The organism is Argonema antarcticum A004/B2, from assembly GCF_023333585.1.
In the GTDB taxonomy this organism is placed as follows: Bacteria; Cyanobacteriota; Cyanobacteriia; order Cyanobacteriales; family Aerosakkonemataceae; genus Argonema; species Argonema antarcticum.
This window is the reverse complement of record NZ_JAIQZN010000051.1, coordinates 16,039-41,641: the sequence shown is the minus strand read 5'-3', so window position 1 is coordinate 41,641 and position 25,603 is coordinate 16,039. Positions and strand designations below refer to the sequence as shown.

Sequence of the window (25,603 nt, the reverse complement as noted above, 5' to 3'; positions counted from 1 at the left end):
TCCCAAGGCAGAAATTTTCAATTCTTAAGGTCAGCAGATTCACACACCATAACTTACAACGATTAGTATAGGAGAAGTTTGCTTTCTATCAAAATTTTAATGGCTTTCAATTTTGCCAAGCGCATCTCCATTGTCGGAACAACAGTAGCCCTAGCTACTCTGGTTCCCGGTATTGCCTTTTCACAACCCTCGACCCCCAATACTCCCAATACTCGTCCTGCAACTCCTGCAAACCCTTCTAATCGCCCAGCCTCAATAGAGGAGGCATTAAATCTCACACCTCAACAGGTGCAACAAATACGGGACATTCTCGTCAACAGACAACAACAAATTGAGGCAGTATTAACACCTCAGCAGCGCAGTAGTTTTACCCAAGCAGTTCAAGCTGGTCAAAACCCCGGTGTAGCCCTACGTTCTTTGAATCTGGAAACAGAGAAGATAGCTCGTATTCGATCGATCGTTGAGAGTTCTAACGAGAACATTAAAAACGTTCTGACTCCAGAACAACTACAACGATTGCAAAATCAAGTCCAGCCGAACCGTCCCAGCGGCCAACGATAGGCTACTGTCTACTTGTAGGGTGCATTGCAATGCACCCTACTCTAATATAAGAATGAATTAAAATTAAACCAAATGACGATCGCCGCAACTCCAAAAAACCAAAATTTTCCCAACCCTTTACTTACACTTAATTACGAACCGGCGCTGGAAGCCTTGGGAGATGATTATTATGATGAAGTCGCAGCGGCTGAATTTCCCGATCGCGTTCTGCGATTCCGCAACGACCAACTGCTACCCTTACTGGGACTAGACCCCGAAGCAGTGACAGACGACCACTTTATTGAAGCTTTTGGTAAATTTGAGGAACGTCGGCCTTTTTTGGCTTTGCGCTACCACGGTTATCAGTTTGGTGAATACAACCCCTTTTTGGGCGATGGAAGAGGCTTTCTCTACGGTCAAGTTCGCGGGACTGATGGCGAACTTTACGACTTCGGCACCAAAGGTTCTGGTCGGACGCCTTACTCTCGCGGTGGTGATGGTAGTTTAACACTTAAAGGTGGCTTGCGGGAAGTGCTGGCAGGTGAAATGCTGCACCAAATGGGTGTGAGGACATCTCGCTGTTTGAGCATGATTGAAACTGGCCAATCTTTATGGCGCGGAGATGAACCTTCGCCAACTCGGTCATCGGTGATGGTACGTTTTAGTCGATCGCATATCCGCTTTGGCACGTTTGAGCGTTTGCGCTATATCGGTCGCAAAGATTTAACTCAAAAGCTTTTAGACCACGTAATTGAGCAGTATTACCCCTCTATCCATTCGTCTGTAACGGGCAAGATGCCCATCCCACAAGAAACTGACAAGTACTCGCTATTCTACACAGAATTAGTGCAAAGGGTGGCAGAATTGGTGGCTCAATGGATGGCGGCAGGTTTTTGTCATGCGGTTCTGAACACAGATAATATGTCAATTACGGGTGAAAGTTTTGATTATGGCCCTTATGCTTTTATTCCTACTTATAACCCGCAATTTACAGCTGCATATTTTGATTATTACGGGCGTTACAGTTACGAGAATCAACCGGGGATTTGTCGGTTGAATTTAGAAATGCTCCAGGAACCATTAGCTGCTATAATTCCGAGCGCTGAGATGGAAGCTGCATTAACCAATTTTGAACCTCATTATCTGTTGAGATATAAGCAGTTGATGCTAAATAAGTTGGGTTTCGATCGACTGGAAATACCAGAAGTAGATAAGTTGTTCTATCTAACAATTCAGCTTTTGAATGATACTCAGGTGGGTTATCACGAGTTCTTTGCCGAACTAAGACAGCAGTTTTCTCGTGACTGGCGAGAAGATGCCAATCGCATCTTTAGCGGTGCTTCTATTGTACAGTCATCTGAGCAGGTTGATTTGTTAGATAATTGGCGAAATTTGTACCATCGCGTTTTGAATAGTTTATCGCAAGACGAGATGGATAAGGTTGAGCGGATGTTGTGCGATCGCAATCCCAAAACTATCATACTTCGCCCGGTAATAGAAGCGATTTGGGAACCGATTGTACAATCGGATAATTGGCAACCGTTTTACGATCTGTTGAACCGTATTCAGACTAACAATTAGGGATTGTGTTTTCGTAGGGTGGGTAATGCCCACCTTGGCGATCTATATTTAGCTTAAAAACATATTTATGAAGGCAATATTTATGACTCAGGAACTAATAGACTTAAGAAATAGCATCTTAGATGGACGCTACGATGATGCTTTGACAAGGCAAATGATAAGTTAGACTCAAGTAAACAAGTTAACTCAAGTGGCCCGATCGCCTTTTAGCCCGCACCCGCCTCACCACCCACAAAGCCAAAAAATAGCTGCCAACAGCACAGACAGACGCTACAACCAAGCAGCCGACAAGGAGATCTGTCACAAACTCAGTTCCCAATTGCATGATAGCCTGCCAGGAGTCGAAACTTTCAGCAGAAAAAGACTGATCGTCAGAGCCTAACAGCCATTGACCAACCTGAAAATTGAAAGCATAAATAGGTACTCCAGTCAATGGATTGCTGATCCAAGTAGCTGCGGCGGCGACCATTTTATTGCCCCGGATTAGAACTGCGATCAGGATGGCAACGGCCATTTGTGTAGCTATTAGGGGAAATAATCCGGCGAAAACGCCAGCAGCTACACCTCTGGCAAGAGATTCTGGACTGCCTCGCAAGCGGATAAAGCGCAAGTAAAAGTAATGAAAGCTGCGCCGCAAACGCGGCAGGAAGCGTTTCGATTTTCGGGATCGAGATGGAGTTGGTTTTGTCAGTTGGGTGAGTAACCTTTGGGAACAGTTTTTAGACATGGGTGCCAAGACGTTAGCAAATTTTGTCGCTAAACTAAACCAACAAACTTAATTAATTCTTAAGTTAAACGATCGCTAGGTCGGTAGACAGCACCTGGAGAATGATCCCCATCGATCTCGATGACTAAATCTACCCAGTTTTGGTTTCTTACGAAAGGCTTTACGAACAAATCCGGGTGGAGACTTCGCCAAAAATACTCAACAAATAGATTCACCTTTTCATCCGTCATTCCAGATTTGCCAGATGCGATCGCTTTTTGTTCCGCCTGACGCCGCCACTGCTGGGAGAGGCGATAATCAGGAGGGTACAGCACTATCAACCGATCCAATCGTTTCCACAAAGGTACATAATCTTGTAATTTAGCATTCATATCGCGGGCAAAAGTGCGATCGGCTTCTGTGAGGATAGGCGCAGGTGCAGTGTCGAAAACAGCCGGATCGATCGGTCGAACGCCGACAAACCAACCTTCAAATAGCACAATATCTATATTCTCCACTACTTCCCATCGCGTGCGATCGCCTTCTCCACCCCAAGCAGATTTATCAAAGCGGGGAACTTGAATCGATTTTGGATTTTCAATTTCTTCTAATCCAAAATCCTTTGACTGACGCAATTCATCCAAAACGGCAATACCCAACTGGACATCGTGGGTTCCCGGTGGCCCGCGCCATATTAAGCGGGGGTCTTTTTGTTTGAGAAGTTGGCGATCGGCATAAGTTTTGTAAAGATCGTCGAGAGAAAGGCTGAGCGTGCTGTAGCCAAGATGATTCAGAATTATCTTTAGAATCTCGGCTAGTGTAGTTTTGCCGGTTCCCTGTCCTCCCAAAATGCCTTGGATGAGGGGATATATCTGCTGCTGTCGGTATTCTGCTAGCTGCATCGCCAAGGGAAGCCAAAGGTTCCACAGATTTTCTAGGATAAGGCTGTCGCTGTGGAAACCAGTTTTATAGCAAAATTGGATAACTTCTGAGTAGACGGATTGGAAAAGGCGCAATCGCGCTTGGATAACTTTTTCTACATTTTCTGGTATAATACCAAACGCTTTTGCTCGTAATTCATCAGCTAACGCCCAAATTTCCAGCTGTTGCTTGGTAGAGTTTGGTAGTGAATCTGCTGATAACCACTCTTGGAGGATCTGACTTAGCGATCGACTTTCTGGCAGCATGGCATCACGATCCGAGCTTGAAGGCTTCGATAAACAGGCTGTAAGTCAGACCAATTTTGAGCGCATTTAACATTTCTATTAAGAGCGATCGCGAAACTCCCTGTCGGTTGGTGCGGTAAAAAATACGACTTGATAGCTCCGTAAATATAACCAACAGTGCGGCCCCAACGATATCCCAATCAGCAGCTTGTCCTGCTGTAGTCGGAATCGCCGTTCCCAGGAAAACGCCGGACAGCAGGGCGATCGTTATCAGAGAGAGTCGCCGCCAAGGATTGCGAAACCAGCCTCCTGCTTGACTGGCGATCGAATCTACTAGGTTGTTGAGACGGGTATTTTGCATTGCTTGGTATGACGGTATTTTGCTTGCTGTCTCCTCAAGCTTGTTTTAATGCAAAGGAAGATATATTATACCAAAGTTATCGGCTTTTCAGGTTAAAAATTGGCAGTTAATTTTGCAACCCTAAGACTGGGGGTTAGGGGCAGATCTTCCAATTTGGCTTATTTTTTGCTACCTTGTCGTTTTGGTCGGCTAGATCGAACCCTTGCCCCTGCCCCCAACCCCTCCCCGTCAACAGGGAGGGGAGAAAGACGCCCCTTTCCCCGTCAACGAAGATTGGGAAGTCTTTCTCCCTCCTCTTTGTCAACGAAAATTGGGAAGTCTTTCTCCCTCCTCTCCGATCTCGGAGAGGGGGGTTGGGGGGGTGAGGTTTCCCACTGGTAGCCTTTTGGCGATCTCCACTTACACAGCAACCGCCAGGGCGGTTTAAACTTACTAAAACGCTAGAATCAATTCACAGAAAGCATTTCATTTTGACTTTTGACTTTTGACTTTTGACTTTTGCTGTATCTGCCCTATCCCCCCAAATCGCACATGAAATCTAAGCTTTATAGTTGGTTCTCTTCTCTGGTTGCTGCAACGGGTAAGGTAAGATTATATATTTCTTTATTTATACTATTGCCTTTAATTTTTCTTAGTCAAGAAGTCCGAGAAAAAAAGGTTTTTGAATTTGAGGTTGCTTTTTTGCAGTGGCTGCATGAAGTGATTAATCCTATAAGTGGCTATATTTTGTCAGTTTTTTATTTAATAGGAGATACACATATTGCTGCCCTTGTAGTTGTGACAAGTCTAGGCATACTTTGGTGGAAACGCTATTGGAGAGAAGCGATGACTTTAGCATTTGCTTCACTGAGCGTTTTACTACTTGTTGATGAAATACTCAAACCATTTTTTGCTCGTCGTCGTCCCCCGGAGCGTATAGACAAAACTGCGGGAGGCTTTGGCTACCCAAGCGGTCACGCTACAGGCAATCTGGTGCTGTACTTTTATTTAGCTTATCTGCTGGCAGCTAGATATCCTAAGCTCAGTATTTACATTTATGGTGTGACTACTTTGTTTCTGCTTTTAATGGGCTTGAGCAGTATGTACCTAAGAGTACACTGGCCTTCTGATATCATTGGAGGCTATGCTTTTGGCTACATTTGGCTGACAATATGTTTGGCAATACTAAACTTCTCAGGCAAGAAAGAGAAAAAGTATTAAAAGCGGTTAATGGTTAGGATAATAACGATAGAGACAAGATGAAAAATCACAAAACAAAAAATTGGTGGAAGGATTTTAAGAAAGAGCCAAATCTAAACTGTAACTTCTCAATTATCTGGTTGGTAGTAATTAGCTGCGTAGCTTTTTTGTGGTATTTGGGCAGCATCGGGTTGGTGGATAAGACAGAACCGATGTTTGTGGAAGCGGCGCGTCAAATGACAGTGACTGTGGACTGGATTACTCCTTATTGGAATGGTGAAACTCGTTTTGATAAGCCGCCTTTGGTTTATTGGCTAATGGCGATCGCATTTAAAATTATCGGTGTTAACGAATGGGCGGCGCGACTTCCTTCAGCGCTTTTCGCGATCGCCCTGACAGCTTTAGGCTTCTATACACTGCGATATTTTGGTTTTCCCCGTCCCGCCACCGCCGTTGAGGAGCAAATCGATCGCCCCATTCAACGAGAACGCCAGTTGTGGATATCCGCCTGGATTGGTGCTGCCATCATAGCCTTAAATCCTGCCTGGATCGCTTGGGGACGAACTGGTGTCTCCGATATGCTGCTGGCAAGTACGATCGGGATGGCACTATTGACATTTTTTATTGGATATGCTTTGGGAGGGAGAGAGAATGTACGTTATTCTTTCCTTTTACCTTCTTCGGTTTGGTATATCGGGTTTTACGTCTTCATTGCCTTAGCTATTTTGGCAAAAGGGCCAGTGGGTGCCGTATTGCCAGCGTTGATTATTGGTGCTTTCCTGCTGTATGTGGGCAAATTCAGGGAAGTTTTGCAGGAAATGCGACTCGTGCGGGGGATTTTAATTACGAGTGCGATCGCAATACCCTGGTTTGTTTTGGTGACATTGGCAAATGGAAAAGCCTACATCGACACATTTTTTGGCTATCACAACCTTCAACGTTTCACCAGCGTTGTCAGCAGTCACCGTGGCCCTTGGTATTTTTACATTCCAGTAATTTTAGTTAGCCTTGCGCCTTGGTCGATTTATTTGCCAATTGCGATCGCTCATTTGCGCTTCTGGGAACGAGACAAGTGGAAACAATCCCCACGCTCAACTCATCTGGGTTTATTTGCCCTATTTTGGTTTATTTGCGTCTTTGGCTTTTTCAGCATTTCCGTTACCAAACTTCCCAGCTACGTACTTCCCTTAATGCCAGCAGGCGCAATTATGGTAACGCTTTTTTGGAGCGACCAAATGAAGGGAACCCTACCCCCAGCCCCTCCCCGTGGGACGGTGAGGGGGGAATTGAGGGGGAGCAAAAAAAATACTGGACTATTTATTAGTGCGATTTTTAACATTCTGTTCCTGATAATTCTTGCTGTTGGAACTTTCTTGAGTCCCAAATTAATGGGATATGACCCAGCCATGCCCCAAGTGCGTCAGATACTGCAACAATCGGGTTTGCCGATCCTAAGCGGGATCGTCTGGGGGACAGCAGCTATTGCCAGCATATTTTTGCTGTGGCGACAAAGGCGATGGCTTTGGAGTGCCAACTTGGCAGGGTTTATGGCGTTTATGATTTTTGTCGCGCCACCCGCCGCCTTGCTAATTGACGAGCAGCGTCAGCTACCTTTGAGACAACTATCGGCGCTTGTCACTCAGGTAGAAAAGCCTGGGGAAGAGTTAATTGCGATCGGCTTCATCAGACCTAGCGTGGTATTTTATACCCAGCGCACGGTGAATTACATCCAAACATTCAAGGAAGCCTTTGTCTACATTAAGGAAACAGCTGTTACTGTGCCAAATCCACCTACAGTCCTAATTCTCAGCAACTCTCAAGACCTCGATCCAAAAGTTTTAAAGCGTCATCAATATCAAGAATTAGGCTCAGCTGGGGCCTTCAAACTGCTGCGAGTATCTAAGAGATACTAATTTACCCCCTGTCCTAAAACTTAGTGATGAAGAATTTGAGCAATTAGCTGTTGCTAATAGTAATTTACGCCCAAAAAACATCCAACAAATTCGGCAAAGGTGTCAGATATAGCTAGGGACTAGGGGCTTTCTTGCTAGAGACTAGGGAAGAGGGAAGAGGAAAAAGCTTGACGAAGTAAGGGATTATGGACTAAAGGTAACAGTTGGAGTTGCCTTAATCGCCCTAAAGTTGCTATAAATTGTAAACTAAAGACTTTGAGACTAGAGGAAGTCGCATGGCTCGGCAAAAGAAACCGGATCGAAGACAGATAGATCAATACAACCACGAAAATCAGCAACGAGTGAATAACCCACCCGTCGGACTGGTTACGCCAGAAACCGATCCAGATGGCGATAATAAAAATTATAGCTACGATCCGCACCTCGATCCCCAATTAGTTTGGGCTGGTAAAGCAGAACATACTAATTTTGAAGTGCCAACAGTCTCCCTGCACGTTCACGAACGCATCGATCCTCGCACGATTATAGAGGCAGTCCGCAAGCAAAATCAAAGTGAGGGTGTGCAGTTATCTCTATTTGAAATACCAGAAGAAAATCCGCCAATTCGACAAGCGATCGAATTTTACAAACATCAGCATAATTGGAGTAACCGCTTAGTTGCTGGAGACTCGCTTTTAGTGATAAATTCCCTATTAGAAAAAGAGGGAATGGCGGGACAAGTCCAGATGATTTATTTCGATCCCCCTTATGGGATTAAATATGGTTCAAATTTTCAGCCGTTTGTGAATAAGCGCGATGTGAAAGATGGAAAAGATGAGGATTTGACTCAAGAACCGGAAACAATTAAGGCATTTCGAGATACTTGGGAGTTGGGGATTCATTCTTATTTGACTTATTTAAGAGATAGATTGTTGTTGGCGAGGGAGTTGTTGTCGGAAAGTGGCAGTGTTTTTGTGCAGATTTCGGATGAGAATGTGCATCTGGTTAGATGTTTGATGGATGAGGTTTTTGGGACGAAAAGCTTCGTCAGTTTAGTATCTTACGCAACAACAGGAGGATTTGAATCATCAACTTTAAGCCGTATTGGAGACTATATTATTTGGTATTCCAAGAGTCGAGAAATTAAATATTACCCATTATTTTCAGAAAAAACGACAACTACCCTAAAAAGTGGCGATTACCGCTATTTAGAACTATTAGATGGAACTCGCCCTTTAATGACTCAAAAAGAGCGAGATGGTATGGAACCTCTGCCCGAAGGTTCTAAAGTGTTCAGGCTTGATAATACTACCAGTCAAGGATCGGCTTCAGAACTACAACCTTTTAACTTTGAAAATAATATTTATCATCCTCGCACTGGAAGTCATTGGAAAGCGAAATATCCTGATGGGATGGAAAATTTAAAACTAGCAAAAAGATTATTAGGTCGTGAAAGTAGTTTGGCTTACATAAGATTCCTAGATGATTTCCCCGTCATCAGATTGACAAATATCTGGACAGACACTTCGGTAGCAGGTACACCAGAAGGAAAGTTATTTGTTGTTCAAACGAATCCAAAGGTTATTGAACGTTGTTTATTAATGACCACCGACCCAGGCGATTTAGTCCTCGACATCACCTGCGGTAGCGGTACAACAGCCTACGTAGCTGAACAATGGGGACGCAGATGGATAACCTGCGATACCTCAAGAGTAGCAATAACCTTAGCCAAACAAAGGTTAATGACCGCCACCTTTGACTATTATCAACTAGCAAATTCCCAAGCAGGCGTAAGCGATGGATTCAAATACAAAACCGTCCCTCACATCACCCTCAAATCTATTGCCAATAACCCCGAAATTCGGGAAGGGATGAAACGCATAGAAATCGAACAAGCCATTAATAAATACGCCTACCAAGAAACACTCTACGACCAACCATTATTAGACAAATCCAAAGCCAGAGTTACTGGCCCCTTCACCGTCGAAGCCGTACCCGCACCCACAGTTAAACCAATTCACGATATTATCAATCCACCCATTCCTGACAATTCAATCGCCCGTTCTGGCGAAACATTGCGCCAATCAGAATGGCGAGATGAACTCCTAAAAACGGGAATTCGCGGTAAAAACGGACAATACATTTTATTCTCCAGAGTCGAATCTTTACCCGGAACTCGTTGGCTTCATGCCGATGCTGAAACAAAACCTAGCCCCCCTCAGTCCCCCCGAATACAGGGGGAAGAAGAGAAGCCGATGCGGGTGGTAATTTCCTTCGGGCCACAACACGCACCTTTAGAACAACGCCAAGTCACCCAAGCGATTGAAGAAGCACAAACTTTAGTCCCCAAACCGAAATTAATTGTATTTGCCGCCTTTCAATTTGACCCGGAAGCTGCCAAAGATATCGAGGAAACTAATTGGCCTGGTGTCACATTGTTAAAAGCGCAAATGAACGCGGATTTACTAACAGAAGATTTGAAGAAAAAACGCGCTAGTAATGAGAGTTTTTGGTTGATTGGTCAACCAGATGTTGCCCTGCGTCGCATCGAGAAAGGAGAAAATAAAGGTAAGTGCGAAGTCGAAGTTTTTGGCTTTGATTATTATAACACAAAAACCGGAAATATCGAGTCTGGCAGTGTGGAAAAAATAGCTGTTTGGATGTTAGATATTGATTATGATGGTAGAAGTATCTTCCCCCGTCAAGTATTCTTCCCAATAGCAGGAGAAAAAGATGCTTGGTCGCGCCTAGCTAAGAATTTAAAAGCCGAAATAGATGAGGATTTAATCGAGTCTTATCAAGGAACTGTATCGTTACCTTTTGAGATGGGAGAATATCAGCGCGTTGCTGTTAAAATTGTGGACGATCGGGGGATTGAAAGCCTGAAAATTATCCGATTAACGCCCTGACGCTCTCCCAGATTATTTTCACCTTAAAATGATGTTAGAGGATTAGAGGTTGTGCCATGATTCAAGCTATATCCAAGTTAATGACTTTTGATGAGTTTCTGGAATGGAAACCAGAAAACGGACGCTACGAACTACATAACGGAGTTATTGTTGAAATGCCAAATCCAACTGGTAAACATTCAGCGATCGCAGGTTTTCAGACGATAGAATTTGGTTTTGAAATCAAGCGAGTGCAACTTCCTTACTTTATTCCCAAGGAATGTACAATTAAATTTAGCGATAACTCTGGCTACGATCCAGATGTAATTGTATTAGATAAACAAGCCGTAGCAGCCAATGAGTCTCGATGGGAAAGAGAATCAGTTATTACTCAGGGAGATTCCATAAAATTAGTGGTTGAAGTTGTCAGCACAAATTGGCGTGATGATTATGCACACAAAATGATCGACTATGAAGCATTAGGCATTCCTGAATATTGGATTGTAGATTATCTGGGTTTAGGGGGTAGCCGTTATATTGGTTTTCCTAAACAGCCTACTTTGTCGGTTTATCAGTTAGTAGATGGTGAGTATCAAATTAAGCTGTTTCGGGGAGATGAAAAAGTTGAATCGGCGGTATTTCCAGAGTTGAATTTGACCGCAAAGCAAATTTTTAATGGTGGGTGAGCCATTAGCCCATCAATCTTATTATACTAAAAAGTGTTTTACTATAATAAGATTCCGTTCCAGCCATCTTATTATACTGGACTAACATAAGATTCCAAGACCTGAAACTTTGCCCCGCAGTCAGCCTATTATGCGATCCGGTCGATACATCCAACAAATTGAAGGATACAGCGCTTTCATTCCAGCGCCCCTACCCCCAAAACCGCCCATCAAAATGGACGCAGAGTTAAATCGCTTGCTTTCCAATGCCGATCGCGCTTTGGGAAGACTGGACGGGGCCACCTCTATTTTGCCCAACCCTGACTTGTTCGTAGCGATGTACGTCCGTCAGGAGGCCGTTCTTAGCTCCCAAATCGAAGGGACGCAAAGTACCCTAGAGGATGTCCTTCAATACGAAATTGATGCTACAGGTGAAGAACGCTTTAAAGATGTGCAGGAGGTTGTTAACTACGTTAACGCTATGAACTACGGCTTGCAGCGGCTTCAAGAATTACCGCTTTGTCTGCGCTTGCTCAAAGAAATTCATGCAGAATTGCTTGAGGATGTACGAGGGAGCGATCGCACACCAGGAGAATTTCGGAAAAGTCAAAATTGGATTGGCCCTCAAGGTTGTAACCTGGCTACTGCGGCTTTTATACCTCCACCAGTGGCAGAAATGCACAAATCTCTCCACAATCTAGAAAAATTTTTACACGATACCAATTCTTTACCCGTACTGATTCATTGCGGATTAGCTCACGCTCAATTTGAAACAATTCACCCTTTTTTAGATGGCAACGGACGAATTGGACGATTGCTAATTACTTTTCTGCTTTGCCAGCAACAAATTCTTCAAAAGCCTTTGCTATACCTCAGCCATTATCTAAAATTTCACAGAATGGAGTATTACGATCGCCTGATGGCAATTCGCACTCATGGAGATTGGGAAGGATGGTTAAAGTTTTTTCTAAAAGGTATTTTTGAAGTCAGCCAGTCAGCAACAGCAACAGCCCGTTCTATTCTAGAAATGCGAGAAAAACACCGCGAAATAATCGGTCAGCAGATAGCTAGCAGCAGTTATGGCTTGCGCTTTCTAGATTTACTTTTTCAGCATCCCATTGTAAATATTCGTTTGGTAGAAGATGAACTGCGATGTACTTACGCAACTGCCAGTAAAACAGTCGAGAAATTTGTGGAAGTTGGTTTGCTTCATGAAGTCACAGGTTGGCAACGCAATAGACTTTATCGTTACGAACCCTATTTAAGTCTTTTTGAAAGTTCGTACTCATTAATCAATCCAGAAAATTCTGATTCTCTACCATCAACTCAAAGTTAATATTTTTTTTATTACCAAAATTTATGCGATCGCAAGCTACCATCAATCAACTTATCATCAACTCTCCCTATGAGGAGCCAAAATGTTATTGGCACTACGATCGCACTTCTCGCCTATTTAGCCTTGCAGAAGGAAGAAGACCCGCAGGCTATATCATTGCTTCCGAAAGCTCCAAAACCTTCGACGATCCAGGCAAATTTGTCGAAATTCCTCTAGTTAACCAAATCCGTCCCCGCGTCAAAGCTTGGTGCGATGATGGATACCTCGGCGTTACAGGCGTTACCAAGCGTCTCCTAGAACACTGGGACAAATCAGAAGAACGCGATTTCCCCTTCTTTTTCTGTCAGTTAGAAGCCATAAAAACCCTAATCTGGCTAACAGAATCCCCACCATCTGCAAAAGTTGGCATTGATATTCCTGACGATGGGGGAAACTTCAAACGCCTCTGTTCCAAAATGGCAACAGGTTCGGGCAAAACTATCGTTATGGCGATGTTAATTGCATGGCAAATTATCAATAAAGTCACCTATCCCCAAGATACCCGTTTTTCTAAAGCTATTTTTATTGTCGCCCCCGGACTAACTGTGAGAAATCGTCTGCAAGTTCTGATTCCCTCCGCTGAAAATAACTACTATGAAATATTCAATATTGTTCCTCTGGGATTATTCGATAAACTTCGTCAAGGCAAAGTATTAATCCGTAATTGGCACGCCCTAAACTGGGAAACAGAAGAACAAATTAAAAAGAAAAAAGGAGTTGATAAACGTGGTGCAAAAAGTAACCAAGCCTACGCCAGAGAAGTATTAGGAGAAATTGCCAACTCCAGCAACATTGTTGTCATCAACGATGAAGCACACCACGCATGGCGCATACCTGCTGAATCCAAGATTAAAGGTATTAGTAAAGAAGAATTAGACGAGGCTACAAAATGGGTTGGTGGACTCGATCGCATTCATCAAGCTAGAAAAATTATCACCTGTTTTGACTTTTCTGCCACACCCTTTGCACCCTCTGGTAAAAAAAGTTCAGAAGAAGCTTTATTTGGCTGGATTGTCAGCGATTTTGGCTTAAATGATGCGATTGAATCTGGCTTAGTTAAAACCCCTCGCGTGGTGATTCGTGACGATGCCAGAATGAATGTAAAAGACTTTAAATCCCGTCTTTACCATCTCTATCGAGATCCCGAAGTTTACGATGATGTCAATCGTAAAGCTAAACCTGATGAATCCCTGCCTGATTTGCTTGCTAATGGCTATCTTTTACTCGGAAAAGATTGGCTAGAAACGGCGAAAGCATGGCAAGAATCAGGGCATAAAGTTCCACCAGCGATGATTTCTATTGCCAACCGTACCGAAACGGCGGCTAGAATTAAATATGCTTTCGATCATCACAAAATTCAGATCGAAGAACTCTGCATTCCCGAACGCACTTTACACATTGATTCTAATGTTTTAAAAATGGCAGAATCCCAAGAAGAAAGTACCGAGATACAAGACACAGCCACAGAAAATAGCGAAGATGATAACTCTGATGATGAACCTATTCGCAAACTTTCAAAGAAAGAACAAGCAGAATTTTTACGAAAAATAGTTGATACAGTCGGTCAAGTTGGGAAGCCTGGGGAACAGATTCAAAATGTTATTTCTGTTGGGATGTTATCTGAAGGTTGGGATGCCAAAACAGTGACACATATTATGGGGATTCGGGCGTTTACCAGCCAGCTTTTGTGCGAACAAGTTGTAGGTAGAGGTTTACGGAGAACTGCTTATGATATCAATCCAGAAACAAATCTACTGGAAGCTGAATATGTCAATATTTTTGGTGTTCCTTTTACCTTTCTTCCCCACGAATCTGATGAAGGAACTCCGCCACCACCCCCTAATCCTAAAACTGAAATTAAACCGGATATTGAAAAGCAGCAGTTTGAAATAAGCTTTCCCAATATTGTCCGCATTGATTACATTTATAAGCCAGAACTCAAACTCGATCTGAGTCTGGTTGAACCTTTAAAGTTAGATGCCTATGACAATATTACCTTAGCAGAACTCGCTCCGAGTGTCGATGGCAAACCGGATGTGACTAAAATTAAAGCGATTGACCTAGAAGATTTATGTCGCAAATTTCGATTCCAAAAAATTGCTTTTGAAGTTGCTAGAGATATTTTTGACCAGATGAAACCTGGTTGGCAAGGCAATCGAGAATACTTACTATCCAAACTAATTCGATTAGTCGAAGAATTTATCCAATCAGATTTTATCGAAATTAATCCACCCTTATTCAGTTTGAATGAAATTAAACGGCGGATTCTGATTACTCTCAATATGAGAAAAGTTGTTCAGCACATTTGGCAGGCTATTTATTTAGAAAATTCAGAAGTAATTGAACCAGTATTCGATCTGGAACATCCCATCCGTTCTACATCTGATATGCGTCCCTGGTACACGGGTAAACCTTGCGAGTATACCCAAAAATCCCATATTAATTGTTGCATTTTTGATAGTACATGGGAAGCCAGCGAAGCTTATGAACTCGATCGAGAGAGAAATGATAATATTGTCGATGCTTGGGTAAAAAACGATCGCCTGGGATTTGAGATTCTTTATATTTTTGAAGGAGTTGTTCGCAAATATCGCCCCGATTTCATTATCCGACTGAAAAATGGCAATTTCTTGATTTTGGAAACTAAAGGACAACCAACTCGCCAAGATGAGGCTAAATGGGGATTTCTCGATCGATGGATTAAAGCTGTTAATCAGCATGGTGGTTTTGGTCATTGGCAACATGAAGTCTCAAGACATCCATCTGACGTTAGACCAATCTTGGAGAAAGCTACATTTCAGTTGAGATAAAGTTACTGTTAAAATTAACCAATCGGTTACGTCTTTTCACTGACTGTTAATAATTTCGCTTGCACAGATTCTAAAATCTAATCTCGAATAAAAGAACTAGCCTTAATAATTTCTATCCCACTTAATTCTCCGGCTTCATTCAGTTCTGCCGTAATATTAGGACTAATTTCCACACTTCCCGCTTCCCGTTCATCAGAAAGGGTTAAATGAAGAAAATCCTCTTTTAGCTAGAGGCGAACAGCCGCTAAATGTGAGATATTTGCCTAAAACAGCACAAAGAGCCACAATTATGGGACTTTTAGACCAAGTTTTGAATGCCGTCAACAATTCCGACCAGCAAGGCAGTACGGGTCAACTTGCCAGCATTCTCAGCACTGTCCAGCAGCTGGGTGATGGCTATGGTGCCGATCCCTCAACCGTGCAAACCGCCTTGTCCGTGGTGGGAAACCACGTGCGCTCCGCCTTACAGCAAAAACAAGCTAATGAAGGTTTTGAGCAAGCGCAGAGCCTTGTGAATCAATATAGCGGCACATATCCCAACTCCCAAGCTGTCGATGCGCTCTTCGGATTTAATCAAGTGCAGGAAGTCGTACAGGCAGTTGCACAAAGGACGGGATTGGATGCCGGTATGATTCAACAAATGCTGCCAGTATTAGTTCCCCTGGTGCTGAATTTACTGCAAACTGGCTCAAATTCTCAAAATCCTCAGCAGGGTTCAAATCCAGTCCTGAATTCCTTTTTAGATTCCGACCGAGATGGCGATATCGATATCGCTGACGCTATGGGGATGGCGGGTCGCTTTCTGAGTCAGTAGCTGTCAGATCGAACTCTTTTAGGACTTACGCATTTGATTTTGCACCTAATAAATCTGTAGGGGCAATTCATGAATTGCCCCTACATCTAGGAGTAAAAGCGCCTTCAAAGTTCAAGCAAACTTAGAAACTTTCCTAGTCCACTTCAGTGGACTTTCGCTATTAGCCAGGGATTTGAATCCCTGGCGGGTGAATTGGCAGGTGCAAAATGTCAGTTTTAGCAACTGACAATTGGTAAATGATTCTTATGCAACTTAAGATTAAGTAGGTGGGCATAATTAAACGTATAGCTAGGGACTAGGGGCTAGGGGCTAGGGGCTAGGGGCTAGGGAAGAGGGAAGAGGGAAAAGCTTACTCCGTAAGGGGTTATGAACTAGAGATAAGAGTTGGAGTTGCCCTAACCGCCTTGGCGGTTGCTATAAAACTGCCGCGCCTTTAGAAACCGGGTTTCTTGGAGAAACCCGGTTTCTGGGTGTTCAGTTATTGACGCCCACCTACCTACTTATCTCCTCCCTCTGTTGTTATAAATGCGTTCCAATTCATTCACGTTGCGGCGCACGGTAGCCCAGTCTCTTTCAGCACGCTGGCCAAGGCGTCTTCGTTGCACGAAGTTGTCTATTCTCGATGCGCTATTAATCACACTCTGAAGATCGGAAGCGATCGATTGATTCCTGTCGTAACGTTCCTGTAGGCGATCGGTCGCACGTTCAAAATCTCTGACATACCGATTGATTTCGTCTTCTCGATTGCTTCCATTCAGACGACTGCGATCGAGTGCTTGGTCGAGGCTCACCTGAAAAGTATCTGTGTTAGTTTCTATGCGGGTTAAAATTTGCTCGACTCGCCCGTCGTTTGGACGGATACGTTGCGCCTGTGCCTCGGAAGTTATGCCAATACTGGTTGCTGCTACTACCAGTGTTATTGAAATCAATTTTTTGATTTTATCGATCATTTTTCTATCCCTCTAAGTTAGGTATTCCCGGCTTGATTTTCACCTCGCCTACCTTTAGTGCAGCTTACGCTTTCGGCCCGATCGTGCATGGCAACTAGCTGGAATCATCATTAAATTTTGAGTTCAATAATCAGAACACCGAATAGCGTAAGGCGATAAGGCTATAAAGTAAGTAAGCGAAAAAACTTTTTTCCTTATCCCAAATATTGCTGCTGGTTAAGGCTTGGTTTTGCACGGAATTTTCTGTTTCACAGCCTTTGACGGTATTTGCGATCGGATGTTCCTCAAACTACAGGGGTTGTCAAATATAGCTAGGGACTAGGGGCTAGGGGCTAGGGGCTAGGGAAGAGGGAAGAGGGAAGAGGTTACTCCGTAAGGGATTATGGACTTCATGTAACAGTTGGAGTTGGCTTAATCGCCCTGGCGGTTGCTATAAGTCCACCACATTCAAATCTGGTAACAAAAGTATCCTTAAGGCTAAGTATTAATATTTAAAAGAAATATTTGTAAAATTTTAGCTAGATAATTTTGGATTTTGGATTATGCTCATTTAATCCAAAATCCAAAATCTAAAATCTAAAATCCACTACCAATGGGCTTGCGGCCCTGCCCAGGTATTAGCGACGCTGCGACCGAAAACGATCGGTTGGTCTTTTTTGGCCGCCACGGTTTGACCGCGCAGATTAACTGCCCATAAGGGCGGCTTACCGTCACCTAATTCGCCAGCACGGAAGAGAACTTGGTCAGGTTTGGTTTGACTCCAACCTAACAAGACGGCTTGGCTGTATTCGATTTTACCGGGAGAGAGGGTTTTGGCACGATTCTGCTGCCGATCCCAGACAACAGCGTAGTCGGAAGCATCGGATGTGTTAAATTGGCCTTCAAATTGGCGTGCCAAAAGGCGATCGCCCTTTTGAGACCAAGAGACTGGCATCAAAATCGAAATCACCCCTGGCATATCGGCTGGTTCATTTTTCTTCAACGGATGATTTGCTAAGGGAGAATTAGCACTCACCGTCCGCAAATTCCCCGTAGCCAGATTTTCCACAAACATCACGCTACTGACGCGACTCTTGTACATTTCCGACTGCACTTGGATTTGAATGCGGCTGTAGGCTGCGTACTGACCATCTGGGGAAACCAGGGATGGGGTGCGATAGAAGCGTACCCCAGCACCTTTGGCCGAACTGACTTGCTCTTGAGTGGTCAATATCCAATTCCACGGAACGGGATGAGGGCTATCAAGCGGGTCAGTTTGCTGTGGTTCGGAACTAGCAGGAGCAGCAGTAGGGACTGCTAGAGCGTAGCGGGACGCCCTCGCGTCCTTCGCTTTTTGCGATCGCACCTTACTGGCTGACACTTCCTCCTTGACAAGCTTTTTAGCTAAGGCAGATGAGTCAAAGGTGACTATCCCCGAAACCATCAGCAATATAGCTGCAAGGGTTACCTGGTATGGTTTTGTGGGTCGCCATCCACGAAGCAATGGGTGTTGTAACATTTATAAATCTCTATAATGCGTTTTTTTGTGTGAGGACGAACACCCAAGGGCTCTTTGAGCTTCTTTATCTTTTATTTATATCAGGGGAAGGATGTTTTAACTTGCAAATTCCATAATCTTTTTAATTTTTAAACTGCTGTTTGCTGAAATAAATACAGCAGTAGCCAAGGCGATTAGGACAGTATTAAACGCTCACAGCAAGGCGGGGACTGTGTTTTAACTCAGCACTCAGCACTCAGCACTTTCCTATACATTCAGGATCGGATGCCAACATCAGCGAATAGAGATAATATCGCAGATGCTAGGTTGGCTTTATTGTTCAAGAGTGTTCGGATGAGGGAAACGAACGTGAAGGAATATTCAGATGAATCAACAGGCTTTGGCCGATTTTTACTGGTTTTGCTATTCAGATTGCTACTTTTGGGAGTAGGAGGCGTAATAGCGGCGCTTTTGGGCGTAGCGATCGCAACTGTTCGTCCCGCTACGACGCCAAATAAGCCTCTGGTGGCGAAATTGCTGCAACTTCCCGGCGATATGAAAAACCCGCCTACTACCCCCAACAATCCTACTTCCACAGAACAGACCAGTCCTGAGTCTGAAGCGGCAGCTGTTCGGACCGCACCAAAGCTGACGGCACAACAGAGACAGAAATTGCAAGCGGAACTAAACCAGTTGCAGGCACAGTTGAAGAGTTTGCGCTCTAGCACCGCCGCCTTGGAAAACAGAGTTGGCAGCAGTGCTTCCACCGAACCCCTGGAAACGCGAATCCAAGTTCTCACCCAGCAACTCAAAGCAACTCCCCAACCGCAACAGACTGGGGACACAGCAGCAGCAGCAGAAGTCGATCGAGTACCTTCTACTACCCCCACGTCTCTGATTTCTCCAGACACCCTGACAGCAACACTGCCCAGCGACGCCTTGTTCCAAGACAGCGATGCTACTTTGCGTCCAGAAGCACGCCTAATTTTGGACAAGCTGGTCGCCGAATTGCAAAATTACCCAACCGCAACTATCCGCATTGCTGCCCACACCGATGGCGCTGGAGAAGCAAAGAACAATCGAGTCCTATCCTTTCGGCAAGCTCAAGCGGTTGAACAGTATCTATCCCGTCTTAAAAACCGCTTGTTTGTGGTGGGGTACGGAGAAACTCGCCCTCTTGCTCCCAACGATACCAAAATCAACCTCCAACGCAACCGTCGGGTGGAAATTTTCGTTGAGAGTCAATAGTCATTAGTCATTTGTTCTTTATGAAAGTAATCTTTTTTGGCACTCCTCAGTTTGCAGTGCCTAGCTTGGAAAACTTGTTAAATCATCCAGATTTTGAGGTTGTGGCAGTTGTCACCCAACCCGATAAACGGCGGGGTCGCGGTAACGAGCTGATTCCCTCACCAGTGAAAAATGTTGCCTTGGCTCATCAGCTGCCAGTCTGGCAACCCCAGCGGGTTAAAAAAGATCCTGAAACGCTCAATCTGCTCAGACAAGCGCAGGCAGATGCGTTTGCAGTTGTAGCCTATGGGCAAATCCTTTCCCAAGAAATTCTGGATATGCCCAAGTTGGGTTGCATCAACGTTCACGGTTCGCTGCTACCCAAGTACCGAGGTGCTGCACCGATTCAGTGGTGTCTCTACAATGGCGAGATGGAAACGGGGATCGCCACGATGCTTATGGATGCTGGCATGGATACGGGTGCGATGCTGCTGAAAGCTTATGTACCCATTCTGCTGATGGACAACAGCGAACAGTTAGCCCAGACGTTATCTGTGTTGGGGGCAGATTTGTTGGTGGAAACGCTGCTGAAGTTGGAAAGTGGGTCGCTTACTCCTATCCCTCAAGATTCGTCCCAAGCTACTTACGCACCTTTGATTAAAAAAGAAGATTACTGGCTTTCTTGGTCGCGATCGGCTTTTGAACTACACAATCAGGTAAGAGGGTTTTTCCCTGATTGTGTGGCAACTTTTCGGGGTGCGGCGTTGAAGATCTCCAGCACAGCACCCATTGCACCTGATTTTTGGTCGCAGTTGCCCTCAGAATTGAGAGTGCTGGAGGAAAAATGGTTTGAGCTGTCTTCTGGTGCGGCACAACCGGGCGAGGTAGTGGCTATTCTTAAGGGAATTGGCCCGATCGTGCAAACGGACGCGGGACTTTTGCTATTGCGTAAAGTGCAAGTGGCTGGCAAACGCCCTCAGTCTGGTTTGGACTTTGCCAACGGGATGCGTTTAGCAGTGGGAGAGATTTTGGAAAACGGCCATTAGGGTAGGCGTCCATCTACTATGCTGAGGATTTTTCGTAGAAGCGGCAGCGATCGCACGGCCCCTCTGGATTGACAGCACAGCGAATTAGTTCTGAACGAGCATTGAAGTGGCAATTGGCATCTCCCAGCACCCAGCGTCCCTCGATCAGGCTTCTTTCTGTAGGGCGCGGTGCAGACTGTACGTACAGGGCAATTTTGTGCAACTTGTAGCGCCCTGACTTGAGTTGATAGCGGTGACGACGTTCTAAAACGGCGTAGGTTTTACCTTCGAGATCGAGATAGTTACCGGGTTGCGGTGTCCAGTCGAGATTCACGTTACCGAGGGACTGACGCGGATGCGTCAGAATCACCTCGGTTGGTAAAGAGTCTGGCTCCATAGCTTCCTCTAGATGTATTGCGGACGACATCTTTTAAGGTATCGCGATCGCAGCCAAAGTTTGATAACTTATGCCTGTGTGCAGCCAAGGCAGGTGCTTTGGTTGCTTCTGTGGCTTTAGGTTAGGATAATCTACCTCGAAGTTCTAAAGTTATCGATAAATTTTTGTATTGTTAGGAATAAGATTGCTTCTCTTTACGCCTAACTTATCTCGCTAGCTTGCTGTTTTGCAGCTTGTTTACCTTCTAGCTTACGTTTCCACTTTTCCTCGAATGCTATTGATAGCTCATTCAATTTTCTAGCTTTACGTTCAGCGTCTTTTGCCAGCGCCAGAAGTTCAAGCAGTGTTTTTTCATCTGGTAATTCTTTCACGGTAATTCCCTTAAAATAGTAATAATCCGCCTGACACCTATTTTGGTTTCCAGCACCTGCCCTAGTAATGTCCCTAATTCTTCACCAGCATCCTGAATTTCCTCGGCTGTCACATCGACTGGCAAAATAAATCATCTGAACCGTATCCTGAACCCTGCGTCTAGAGTCCGCTACGAAGAATAGGGCAGTGTTGAAATAGGCAAAGAACTGTATCAGTGTAGCATTATCTGGAAAACGGGACAATATTGGTCTGAGTAGGTTCAGTCCATCGGTTGCTTCTCGCTCAGTCTCATCTAGTTCCTGGTTCAGTCGGTTGATAAGAGTTCTAATTTCTGGAAGAATAGACATTTACCGAAATTTTGATTGAACCTAATAAGCATACCATCAAGGATGTGCGATCGCACTTTTTCCAAAGCGCGATCGCACATCCTCAAATTAAGCATTTCCGTTCTCGATCGAGAAGGGATGATCGCCTACTCCCAACTGCTTTTTCGTATTCTCCAACTGTTCCCAGAGCGCTTCAATGTCACTAAATGCCTGCTCTATGGAAAGCTTACCATTGCTTGCCAAGCAACTGATATAATTCACTCGTTGAGCAAATTCCTGTAAATTCGCATTGAACACTAAATTTTCTGGGTTAACATCACCGTAGTATCGGCTTTTAGGATATAAAAAACTATAAATAGGTAACATCTTTACCTCCTGGCATAAATTGCTTTTTACTTATACTTCTATTATTCCTCTCGATCCGGGATAGTATTAGTGATAAGCTGCTCGGCATTTAAACTGTATAACTCAAAAAAGCCTAACTCTTGTCGGGTAGGCATTCCTGCCATCCAGGATATGTGAATTAGGTGCGTTTCAGCTTAGCAGTCAGGTGGTGTTGTGATAATAATCACCAAAAAAGGGTAAAGGAAAAAGGTTAAAGGTTACACTAAGCTTAGAGGCTATCTGAAAAAAGAGCTTTACAAAACTTAAAATGATCCCAGAAATTTTCAGGCAAACTCTCGAATATTACGGTATCACTGGCAAGCAAATCTCCCAGGTATCTGGCGTGAGTGAGAATCACATTTCCGAGTTTCGTCGCGGTAAGAGCAAAACAGGCGTTTCTACAGATGTGCTGTGGAAGTTCTTGGAGGCGATGGAGAAGATTAGACCAGGGTCTTGCGCCTACTTCTGTTCCCAGTTAGCAAAAGCTGGAGGAAGCGAGGGGATCAGTGAATCCGATTGTCCCAAACAGTTGGAATCCCTACTGGAGATGCAGAATTTCGTGGATGGGCTGTCGGACGATCGACTGGCGCTACTATTGATGGTAGTGGCTGGGCGGATTAAGAATGGCGTTCCTGCCAAAAATAGGGATGTGGATCTGAGATGTTAATTCATTACAATGAAAAGGTTAACAATAAGTTAAACTTTAGAAAACGTGACAATTAGAGGAGGGATTGAATAAGGAAGGGAAATGCGATCGCTCAGAAACCAAAACTACTTGACCTTGTGAGTTAACTTGCCAAGTAGTTGCTTCTACAATTTCTGGTAGATTATTCACTAAAAATCTGTTGATACTGTGTGATTGTGTGACATTTCTTTGGGGTTTCGCAGTTAAATAATTTCCCCAATCTTGCCAAATTTCCTCACTGCTAAATGGTAATGTCGGGTCTTGAGCTAAACCGCCCCTTCCCACAACAGTAAACCTATTATCTCGTGTGGCGGAACAACTAGAAACAATTTGGTTAGCAGAATCAACAAGTTTGATAGGTAATTCAATTAATCCAGAAGTGGGATTAACATTTGGGGTGGTGATATTGACATTACCAGAAAGTCCGAAGTCGGAACTAGCAGTAATATCACTTAACGGTGTTTGTTGGGGACGAAATTGAGTACCGAAAATCCCTTGAGTGTTAATCTGAATGTTACCTCCCGCTCCGGTGATGGCATTGGCGCTGATGTCGCTGTTTTCGAGAGCAACAATGTTATCGGCGTTAATAGAGAGATTACCACCGTTCCCACTACCGCCTGCTGCTGCCGAAATTTGACCGCCGTTACGTAATTGCAATAAATTTTGTACCTCAAGGATGGCGTTGCCCCCCTGACCCGATGCCGTGGATGCGCTGATACTACCTAAACGATCCACCAAAATCGAGCTAGCCCTGATTATTAAGTTTCCAGCATTCCCCGAACCATCGTTTCTTACTGTAACGAGACCCCCATCTGTAACTTGTAATACCGGCGTATTAATCGTCACATTTCCCGATGCCCCACTGGGTTGGGGAGGCAAACCCAGTAATTTTTGGAGAAAAGGGGACAGAATTGGCTCTTTCGGAGTTGCTATGCTTTTGTTCACCTAAGAACATTTTTATTTCTTTTCGCCTCTCCCACTCTGCCACTCTGCCACTCTCCCCCTCTCCCACTCTCCCCCTCTCCCACTCTCCCCCTCTCCCACTCTCCCCCTCTCCCCCTCTACTCAAATAGCATAGTAAGTACGGAAGAGCCGTTTCTTTTTACCTCACTCACCTGAAAAGCGCTATATCTTCTTTTCTTCTTCCTTGCTGTCCTCAAACGAGAAAGCGATCCGTTAAATAGGTATTCTTCTAGTGGGATGAGAGTAATGATTTTTTATGCCGAAAATCAACGCTTTTTCTTACCGCCACCAGAACTACCTTTTTTGTCAGAAGGCTCAGCTAAATCTGGAAACACCTCCCGCACAGCGGGATGCACCAACTTGTGCTTCTGAACATTCAAACCCTTACCTAGCGCTGGGTCTAATTCCAGTGCTTTCATGCCACGATTCGCCAGTTTCAGAACATAGGGCAAGGTACTATTATTAAGAGCCTGAGTGGCAGTCCAAGGCACGGCTCCTGGCATATTTGGGACACCGTAATGGATGACTCCTTCGTCGATGTAAACTGGATTGGTGTGAGAGGTGGGATGCAATGTTTCTATACAACCACCTTGGTCTACCGCCACATCGACAATTACAGAACCGGGATACATTTTTTTGACAAAATTTCGCGATACGAGGATAGGGGCTTTCTTTCCCGGTACCAAAACCGCACCGATTAATAAATCGGCGTCTGGAACATTGGCTTCGATCGCAGATGGATTACTGTATAGCAGTTCGACTCTAGAGCCAAAAAGTGTTTCCAGATAAGCTAAACGCTCTACATTCACATCTAAAATTTGGACTCTAGCACCCATACCTATAGCAATCTTGGCGGCTTCCGTACCCACGACGCCACCGCCTAAAATCATTACTTTACCCGGTCTGACGCCAGGAACACCTCCCAGGAGGACGCCTCGACCCCCTTGCTGTCTCTCCAGAAATCTCGCTCCGAATTGCACGGCGAGGCGTCCGGCGATGATGCTCATGGGGGTGAGGAGGGGGAGTTTGCCATCTGGCAATTCTACCGTTTCGTAGGCTAAAGCACTGACGCCAGAATCAATTAAATGTTCGGTTAATGTGCGATCGGCAGCCAAATGCAGATAAGTAAACAGTAACTGCTCTTTCTGGAGAAACTGGTACTCTGGTTTGAGCGGTTCTTTCACCTTGACCACCAGTTCCCTATTCCAGGCTGCTTCTGTTTTAGGCACAATCTTAGCCCCTGCCTGGATATAATCTTCATCTCCAAAACCCGCACCAGCACCGGCTGCTGTTTCTACAAATACAGTATGACCGGCATCTTGCAACACCCGCACGCTACTCGGACTCAACCCAACCCGAAATTCCAGATCCTTCGTTTCTTTGGGAACGCCAATTTCCATTTTTTACCTCAATCTGACCTATACTTCCAGCTTAAGTCGGCTAGCCCGATCTCGGCTTGATGGCAGAGTGCCAATACTGGTTAACCTTCTCTACAATAGAGAAGGTTAAGATTTGTAACTAGGCAACCCTGAGTAACACCTCTGGTTGGCAGCCAATCTGGCCTGGTGGAGAACAATTTGATTCAGAAAGGGTTAAAAAGTTTATGACGCAAGGGTTCCAACCAAAAACGACACAACCGCAACCAACTACCACTCCGAAGTTGGAGGAGCCAAAGTTTGGTTTTAATGAGTATGCAGAACGTTTGAATGGCAGAGCAGCTATGATCGGCTTTGTCCTCACCCTGCTGATTGAATACCTCACGGGTCAAGGTCTGCTGTCCTGGCTGGGCCTAAATTAGGGGCTAGGGGCTAGGGGCTAGG

The 25,603-nt window shown here is 44.6% G+C and carries 25 protein-coding genes and 1 pseudogene; 13 read left to right on the top strand and 13 right to left on the bottom strand.

What is annotated here, in order from left to right; genetic code table 11:
* Window positions 1–99 precede the first annotated feature (99 nt).
* Entirely contained in the window at window positions 100–561 is a 462-nt protein-coding gene (locus LAY57_RS20615; RefSeq protein ID WP_249068754.1) for a Spy/CpxP family protein refolding chaperone, read from the top strand.
* Window positions 562–633: 72 nt separating this feature from the next.
* Window positions 634–2,121 (top strand): protein adenylyltransferase SelO, encoded by a 1,488-nt coding sequence (locus LAY57_RS20610; protein WP_249068753.1) that lies wholly within the window; start codon window positions 634–636, stop codon window positions 2,119–2,121.
* 181 nt (window positions 2,122–2,302) lie between these two features.
* Here the strand turns inward: LAY57_RS20610 and LAY57_RS20605 are convergent, their stop codons facing one another.
* Genes LAY57_RS20605 through LAY57_RS20595 form a run of 3 tightly spaced genes read right to left on the bottom strand, consistent with a single transcriptional unit; the run spans window position 2,303 to window position 4,354 of the window.
* Window positions 2,303–2,848, bottom strand: coding sequence for a DUF2062 domain-containing protein (locus LAY57_RS20605; protein ID WP_249068752.1), 546 nt, complete (start codon window positions 2,846–2,848; stop codon window positions 2,303–2,305).
* Window positions 2,849–2,907: 59 nt separating this feature from the next.
* A complete protein-coding gene (locus LAY57_RS20600) occupies window positions 2,908–4,014 on the bottom strand; it encodes a glycerate kinase (RefSeq protein WP_249068751.1) in 1,107 nt (368 codons plus the stop codon).
* Between the two features lie 4 nt (window positions 4,015–4,018).
* Complete coding sequence (locus LAY57_RS20595; RefSeq protein WP_249068750.1) at window positions 4,019–4,354, bottom strand: DUF565 domain-containing protein; 336 nt, start codon at window positions 4,352–4,354, stop codon at window positions 4,019–4,021.
* A gap of 531 nt (window positions 4,355–4,885) precedes the next feature.
* On the opposite strand from LAY57_RS20595, the gene LAY57_RS20590 reads away from it, so the two are divergent.
* From LAY57_RS20590 to LAY57_RS20565, 6 genes are all read left to right on the top strand, one after another.
* Window positions 4,886–5,554: a phosphatase PAP2 family protein gene (locus LAY57_RS20590; protein WP_249068749.1), complete on the top strand. Its 669-nt coding sequence runs from the start codon at window positions 4,886–4,888 to the stop codon at window positions 5,552–5,554.
* Window positions 5,555–5,592: 38 nt separating this feature from the next.
* Entirely contained in the window at window positions 5,593–7,446 is a 1,854-nt protein-coding gene (locus tag LAY57_RS20585; protein ID WP_249068748.1) for an ArnT family glycosyltransferase, read from the top strand.
* A 275-nt stretch (window positions 7,447–7,721) separates the two neighbouring features.
* On the top strand, window positions 7,722–10,334 hold the full coding sequence (locus LAY57_RS20580; protein ID WP_249068747.1) for a site-specific DNA-methyltransferase: 2,613 nt from the start codon (window positions 7,722–7,724) through the stop codon (window positions 10,332–10,334).
* Window positions 10,335–10,390: 56 nt separating this feature from the next.
* Complete coding sequence (locus LAY57_RS20575) at window positions 10,391–10,999, top strand: Uma2 family endonuclease (RefSeq protein WP_249068746.1); 609 nt, start codon at window positions 10,391–10,393, stop codon at window positions 10,997–10,999.
* Between the two features lie 130 nt (window positions 11,000–11,129).
* Window positions 11,130–12,314 (top strand): Fic family protein, encoded by a 1,185-nt coding sequence (locus LAY57_RS20570; RefSeq protein WP_249068745.1) that lies wholly within the window; start codon window positions 11,130–11,132, stop codon window positions 12,312–12,314.
* A 23-nt stretch (window positions 12,315–12,337) separates the two neighbouring features.
* Window positions 12,338–15,163 (top strand): BPTD_3080 family restriction endonuclease, encoded by a 2,826-nt coding sequence (locus LAY57_RS20565; RefSeq protein ID WP_249068744.1) that lies wholly within the window; start codon window positions 12,338–12,340, stop codon window positions 15,161–15,163.
* Window positions 15,164–15,240: 77 nt separating this feature from the next.
* Here LAY57_RS20565 and LAY57_RS20560 read toward each other — a convergent pair.
* Window positions 15,241–15,372: pseudogene (locus LAY57_RS20560) on the bottom strand (DUF2283 domain-containing protein); the annotation flags it as partial.
* A 41-nt stretch (window positions 15,373–15,413) separates the two neighbouring features.
* Here LAY57_RS20560 and LAY57_RS20555 point away from each other — a divergent pair.
* A complete protein-coding gene (locus LAY57_RS20555) occupies window positions 15,414–15,977 on the top strand; it encodes a DUF937 domain-containing protein (protein ID WP_338022458.1) in 564 nt (187 codons plus the stop codon).
* A gap of 500 nt (window positions 15,978–16,477) precedes the next feature.
* Here the strand turns inward: LAY57_RS20555 and LAY57_RS20550 are convergent, their stop codons facing one another.
* Complete coding sequence (locus LAY57_RS20550) at window positions 16,478–16,927, bottom strand: hypothetical protein (protein ID WP_249068742.1); 450 nt, start codon at window positions 16,925–16,927, stop codon at window positions 16,478–16,480.
* 586 nt (window positions 16,928–17,513) lie between these two features.
* Window positions 17,514–18,425 (bottom strand): hypothetical protein, encoded by a 912-nt coding sequence (locus LAY57_RS20545; protein WP_249068741.1) that lies wholly within the window; start codon window positions 18,423–18,425, stop codon window positions 17,514–17,516.
* A gap of 333 nt (window positions 18,426–18,758) precedes the next feature.
* Here LAY57_RS20545 and LAY57_RS20540 point away from each other — a divergent pair, with 333 nt between their 5' ends.
* Both LAY57_RS20540 and fmt read left to right on the top strand, forming a co-directional pair.
* The gene (locus tag LAY57_RS20540) at window positions 18,759–19,652 is read left to right on the top strand and encodes an OmpA family protein (RefSeq protein ID WP_249068740.1); all 894 of its coding nucleotides are present in this window, start codon (window positions 18,759–18,761) and stop codon (window positions 19,650–19,652) included.
* Between the two features lie 20 nt (window positions 19,653–19,672).
* Window positions 19,673–20,677: a methionyl-tRNA formyltransferase gene (gene fmt / locus LAY57_RS20535; RefSeq protein WP_249068739.1), complete on the top strand. Its 1,005-nt coding sequence runs from the start codon at window positions 19,673–19,675 to the stop codon at window positions 20,675–20,677.
* Window positions 20,678–20,693: 16 nt separating this feature from the next.
* Here fmt and LAY57_RS20530 read toward each other — a convergent pair whose 3' ends face one another.
* From LAY57_RS20530 to LAY57_RS20515, 5 genes are all read right to left on the bottom strand, one after another.
* Window positions 20,694–21,053 carry a DUF6464 family protein gene (locus tag LAY57_RS20530; RefSeq protein ID WP_249068738.1) on the bottom strand — a complete coding sequence of 120 codons (360 nt, stop codon included), beginning with the start codon at window positions 21,051–21,053 and terminating at the stop codon, window positions 20,694–20,696.
* 200 nt (window positions 21,054–21,253) lie between these two features.
* On the bottom strand, window positions 21,254–21,424 hold the full coding sequence (locus LAY57_RS20525) for a hypothetical protein (RefSeq protein WP_249068737.1): 171 nt from the start codon (window positions 21,422–21,424) through the stop codon (window positions 21,254–21,256).
* The gene (locus LAY57_RS35905; RefSeq protein ID WP_275994242.1) at window positions 21,421–21,549 is read right to left on the bottom strand and encodes a hypothetical protein; all 129 of its coding nucleotides are present in this window, start codon (window positions 21,547–21,549) and stop codon (window positions 21,421–21,423) included. Before LAY57_RS35905 ends, LAY57_RS20525 begins: the two co-directional genes overlap by 4 nt.
* 180 nt (window positions 21,550–21,729) lie before the next feature.
* Window positions 21,730–21,867 carry a hypothetical protein gene (locus LAY57_RS20520; protein WP_249068736.1) on the bottom strand — a complete coding sequence of 46 codons (138 nt, stop codon included), beginning with the start codon at window positions 21,865–21,867 and terminating at the stop codon, window positions 21,730–21,732.
* On the bottom strand, window positions 21,860–22,117 hold the full coding sequence (locus LAY57_RS20515) for a DUF7219 family protein (RefSeq protein WP_249068735.1): 258 nt from the start codon (window positions 22,115–22,117) through the stop codon (window positions 21,860–21,862). The genes LAY57_RS20520 and LAY57_RS20515 overlap by 8 nt, the downstream gene beginning before the upstream one ends.
* 286 nt (window positions 22,118–22,403) lie before the next feature.
* Here LAY57_RS20515 and LAY57_RS20510 point away from each other — a divergent pair, with 286 nt between their 5' ends.
* Window positions 22,404–22,802, top strand: coding sequence for a helix-turn-helix domain-containing protein (locus tag LAY57_RS20510; protein WP_249068734.1), 399 nt, complete (start codon window positions 22,404–22,406; stop codon window positions 22,800–22,802).
* A 36-nt stretch (window positions 22,803–22,838) separates the two neighbouring features.
* On the opposite strand, the gene LAY57_RS20505 is transcribed toward LAY57_RS20510, so the two are convergent.
* Both LAY57_RS20505 and ald read right to left on the bottom strand, forming a co-directional pair.
* On the bottom strand, window positions 22,839–23,765 hold the full coding sequence (locus tag LAY57_RS20505) for an S-layer family protein (protein ID WP_249068733.1): 927 nt from the start codon (window positions 23,763–23,765) through the stop codon (window positions 22,839–22,841).
* Between the two features lie 284 nt (window positions 23,766–24,049).
* The gene (ald, locus tag LAY57_RS20500) at window positions 24,050–25,183 is read right to left on the bottom strand and encodes an alanine dehydrogenase (RefSeq protein ID WP_249068732.1); all 1,134 of its coding nucleotides are present in this window, start codon (window positions 25,181–25,183) and stop codon (window positions 24,050–24,052) included.
* A gap of 203 nt (window positions 25,184–25,386) precedes the next feature.
* Here ald and LAY57_RS20495 point away from each other — a divergent pair, with 203 nt between their 5' ends.
* Window positions 25,387–25,581, top strand: a complete 195-nt coding sequence (locus LAY57_RS20495) for a CAB/ELIP/HLIP family chlorophyll-binding protein (RefSeq protein ID WP_249068731.1) — start codon at window positions 25,387–25,389, stop codon at window positions 25,579–25,581.
* Window positions 25,582–25,603 lie beyond the last annotated feature (22 nt).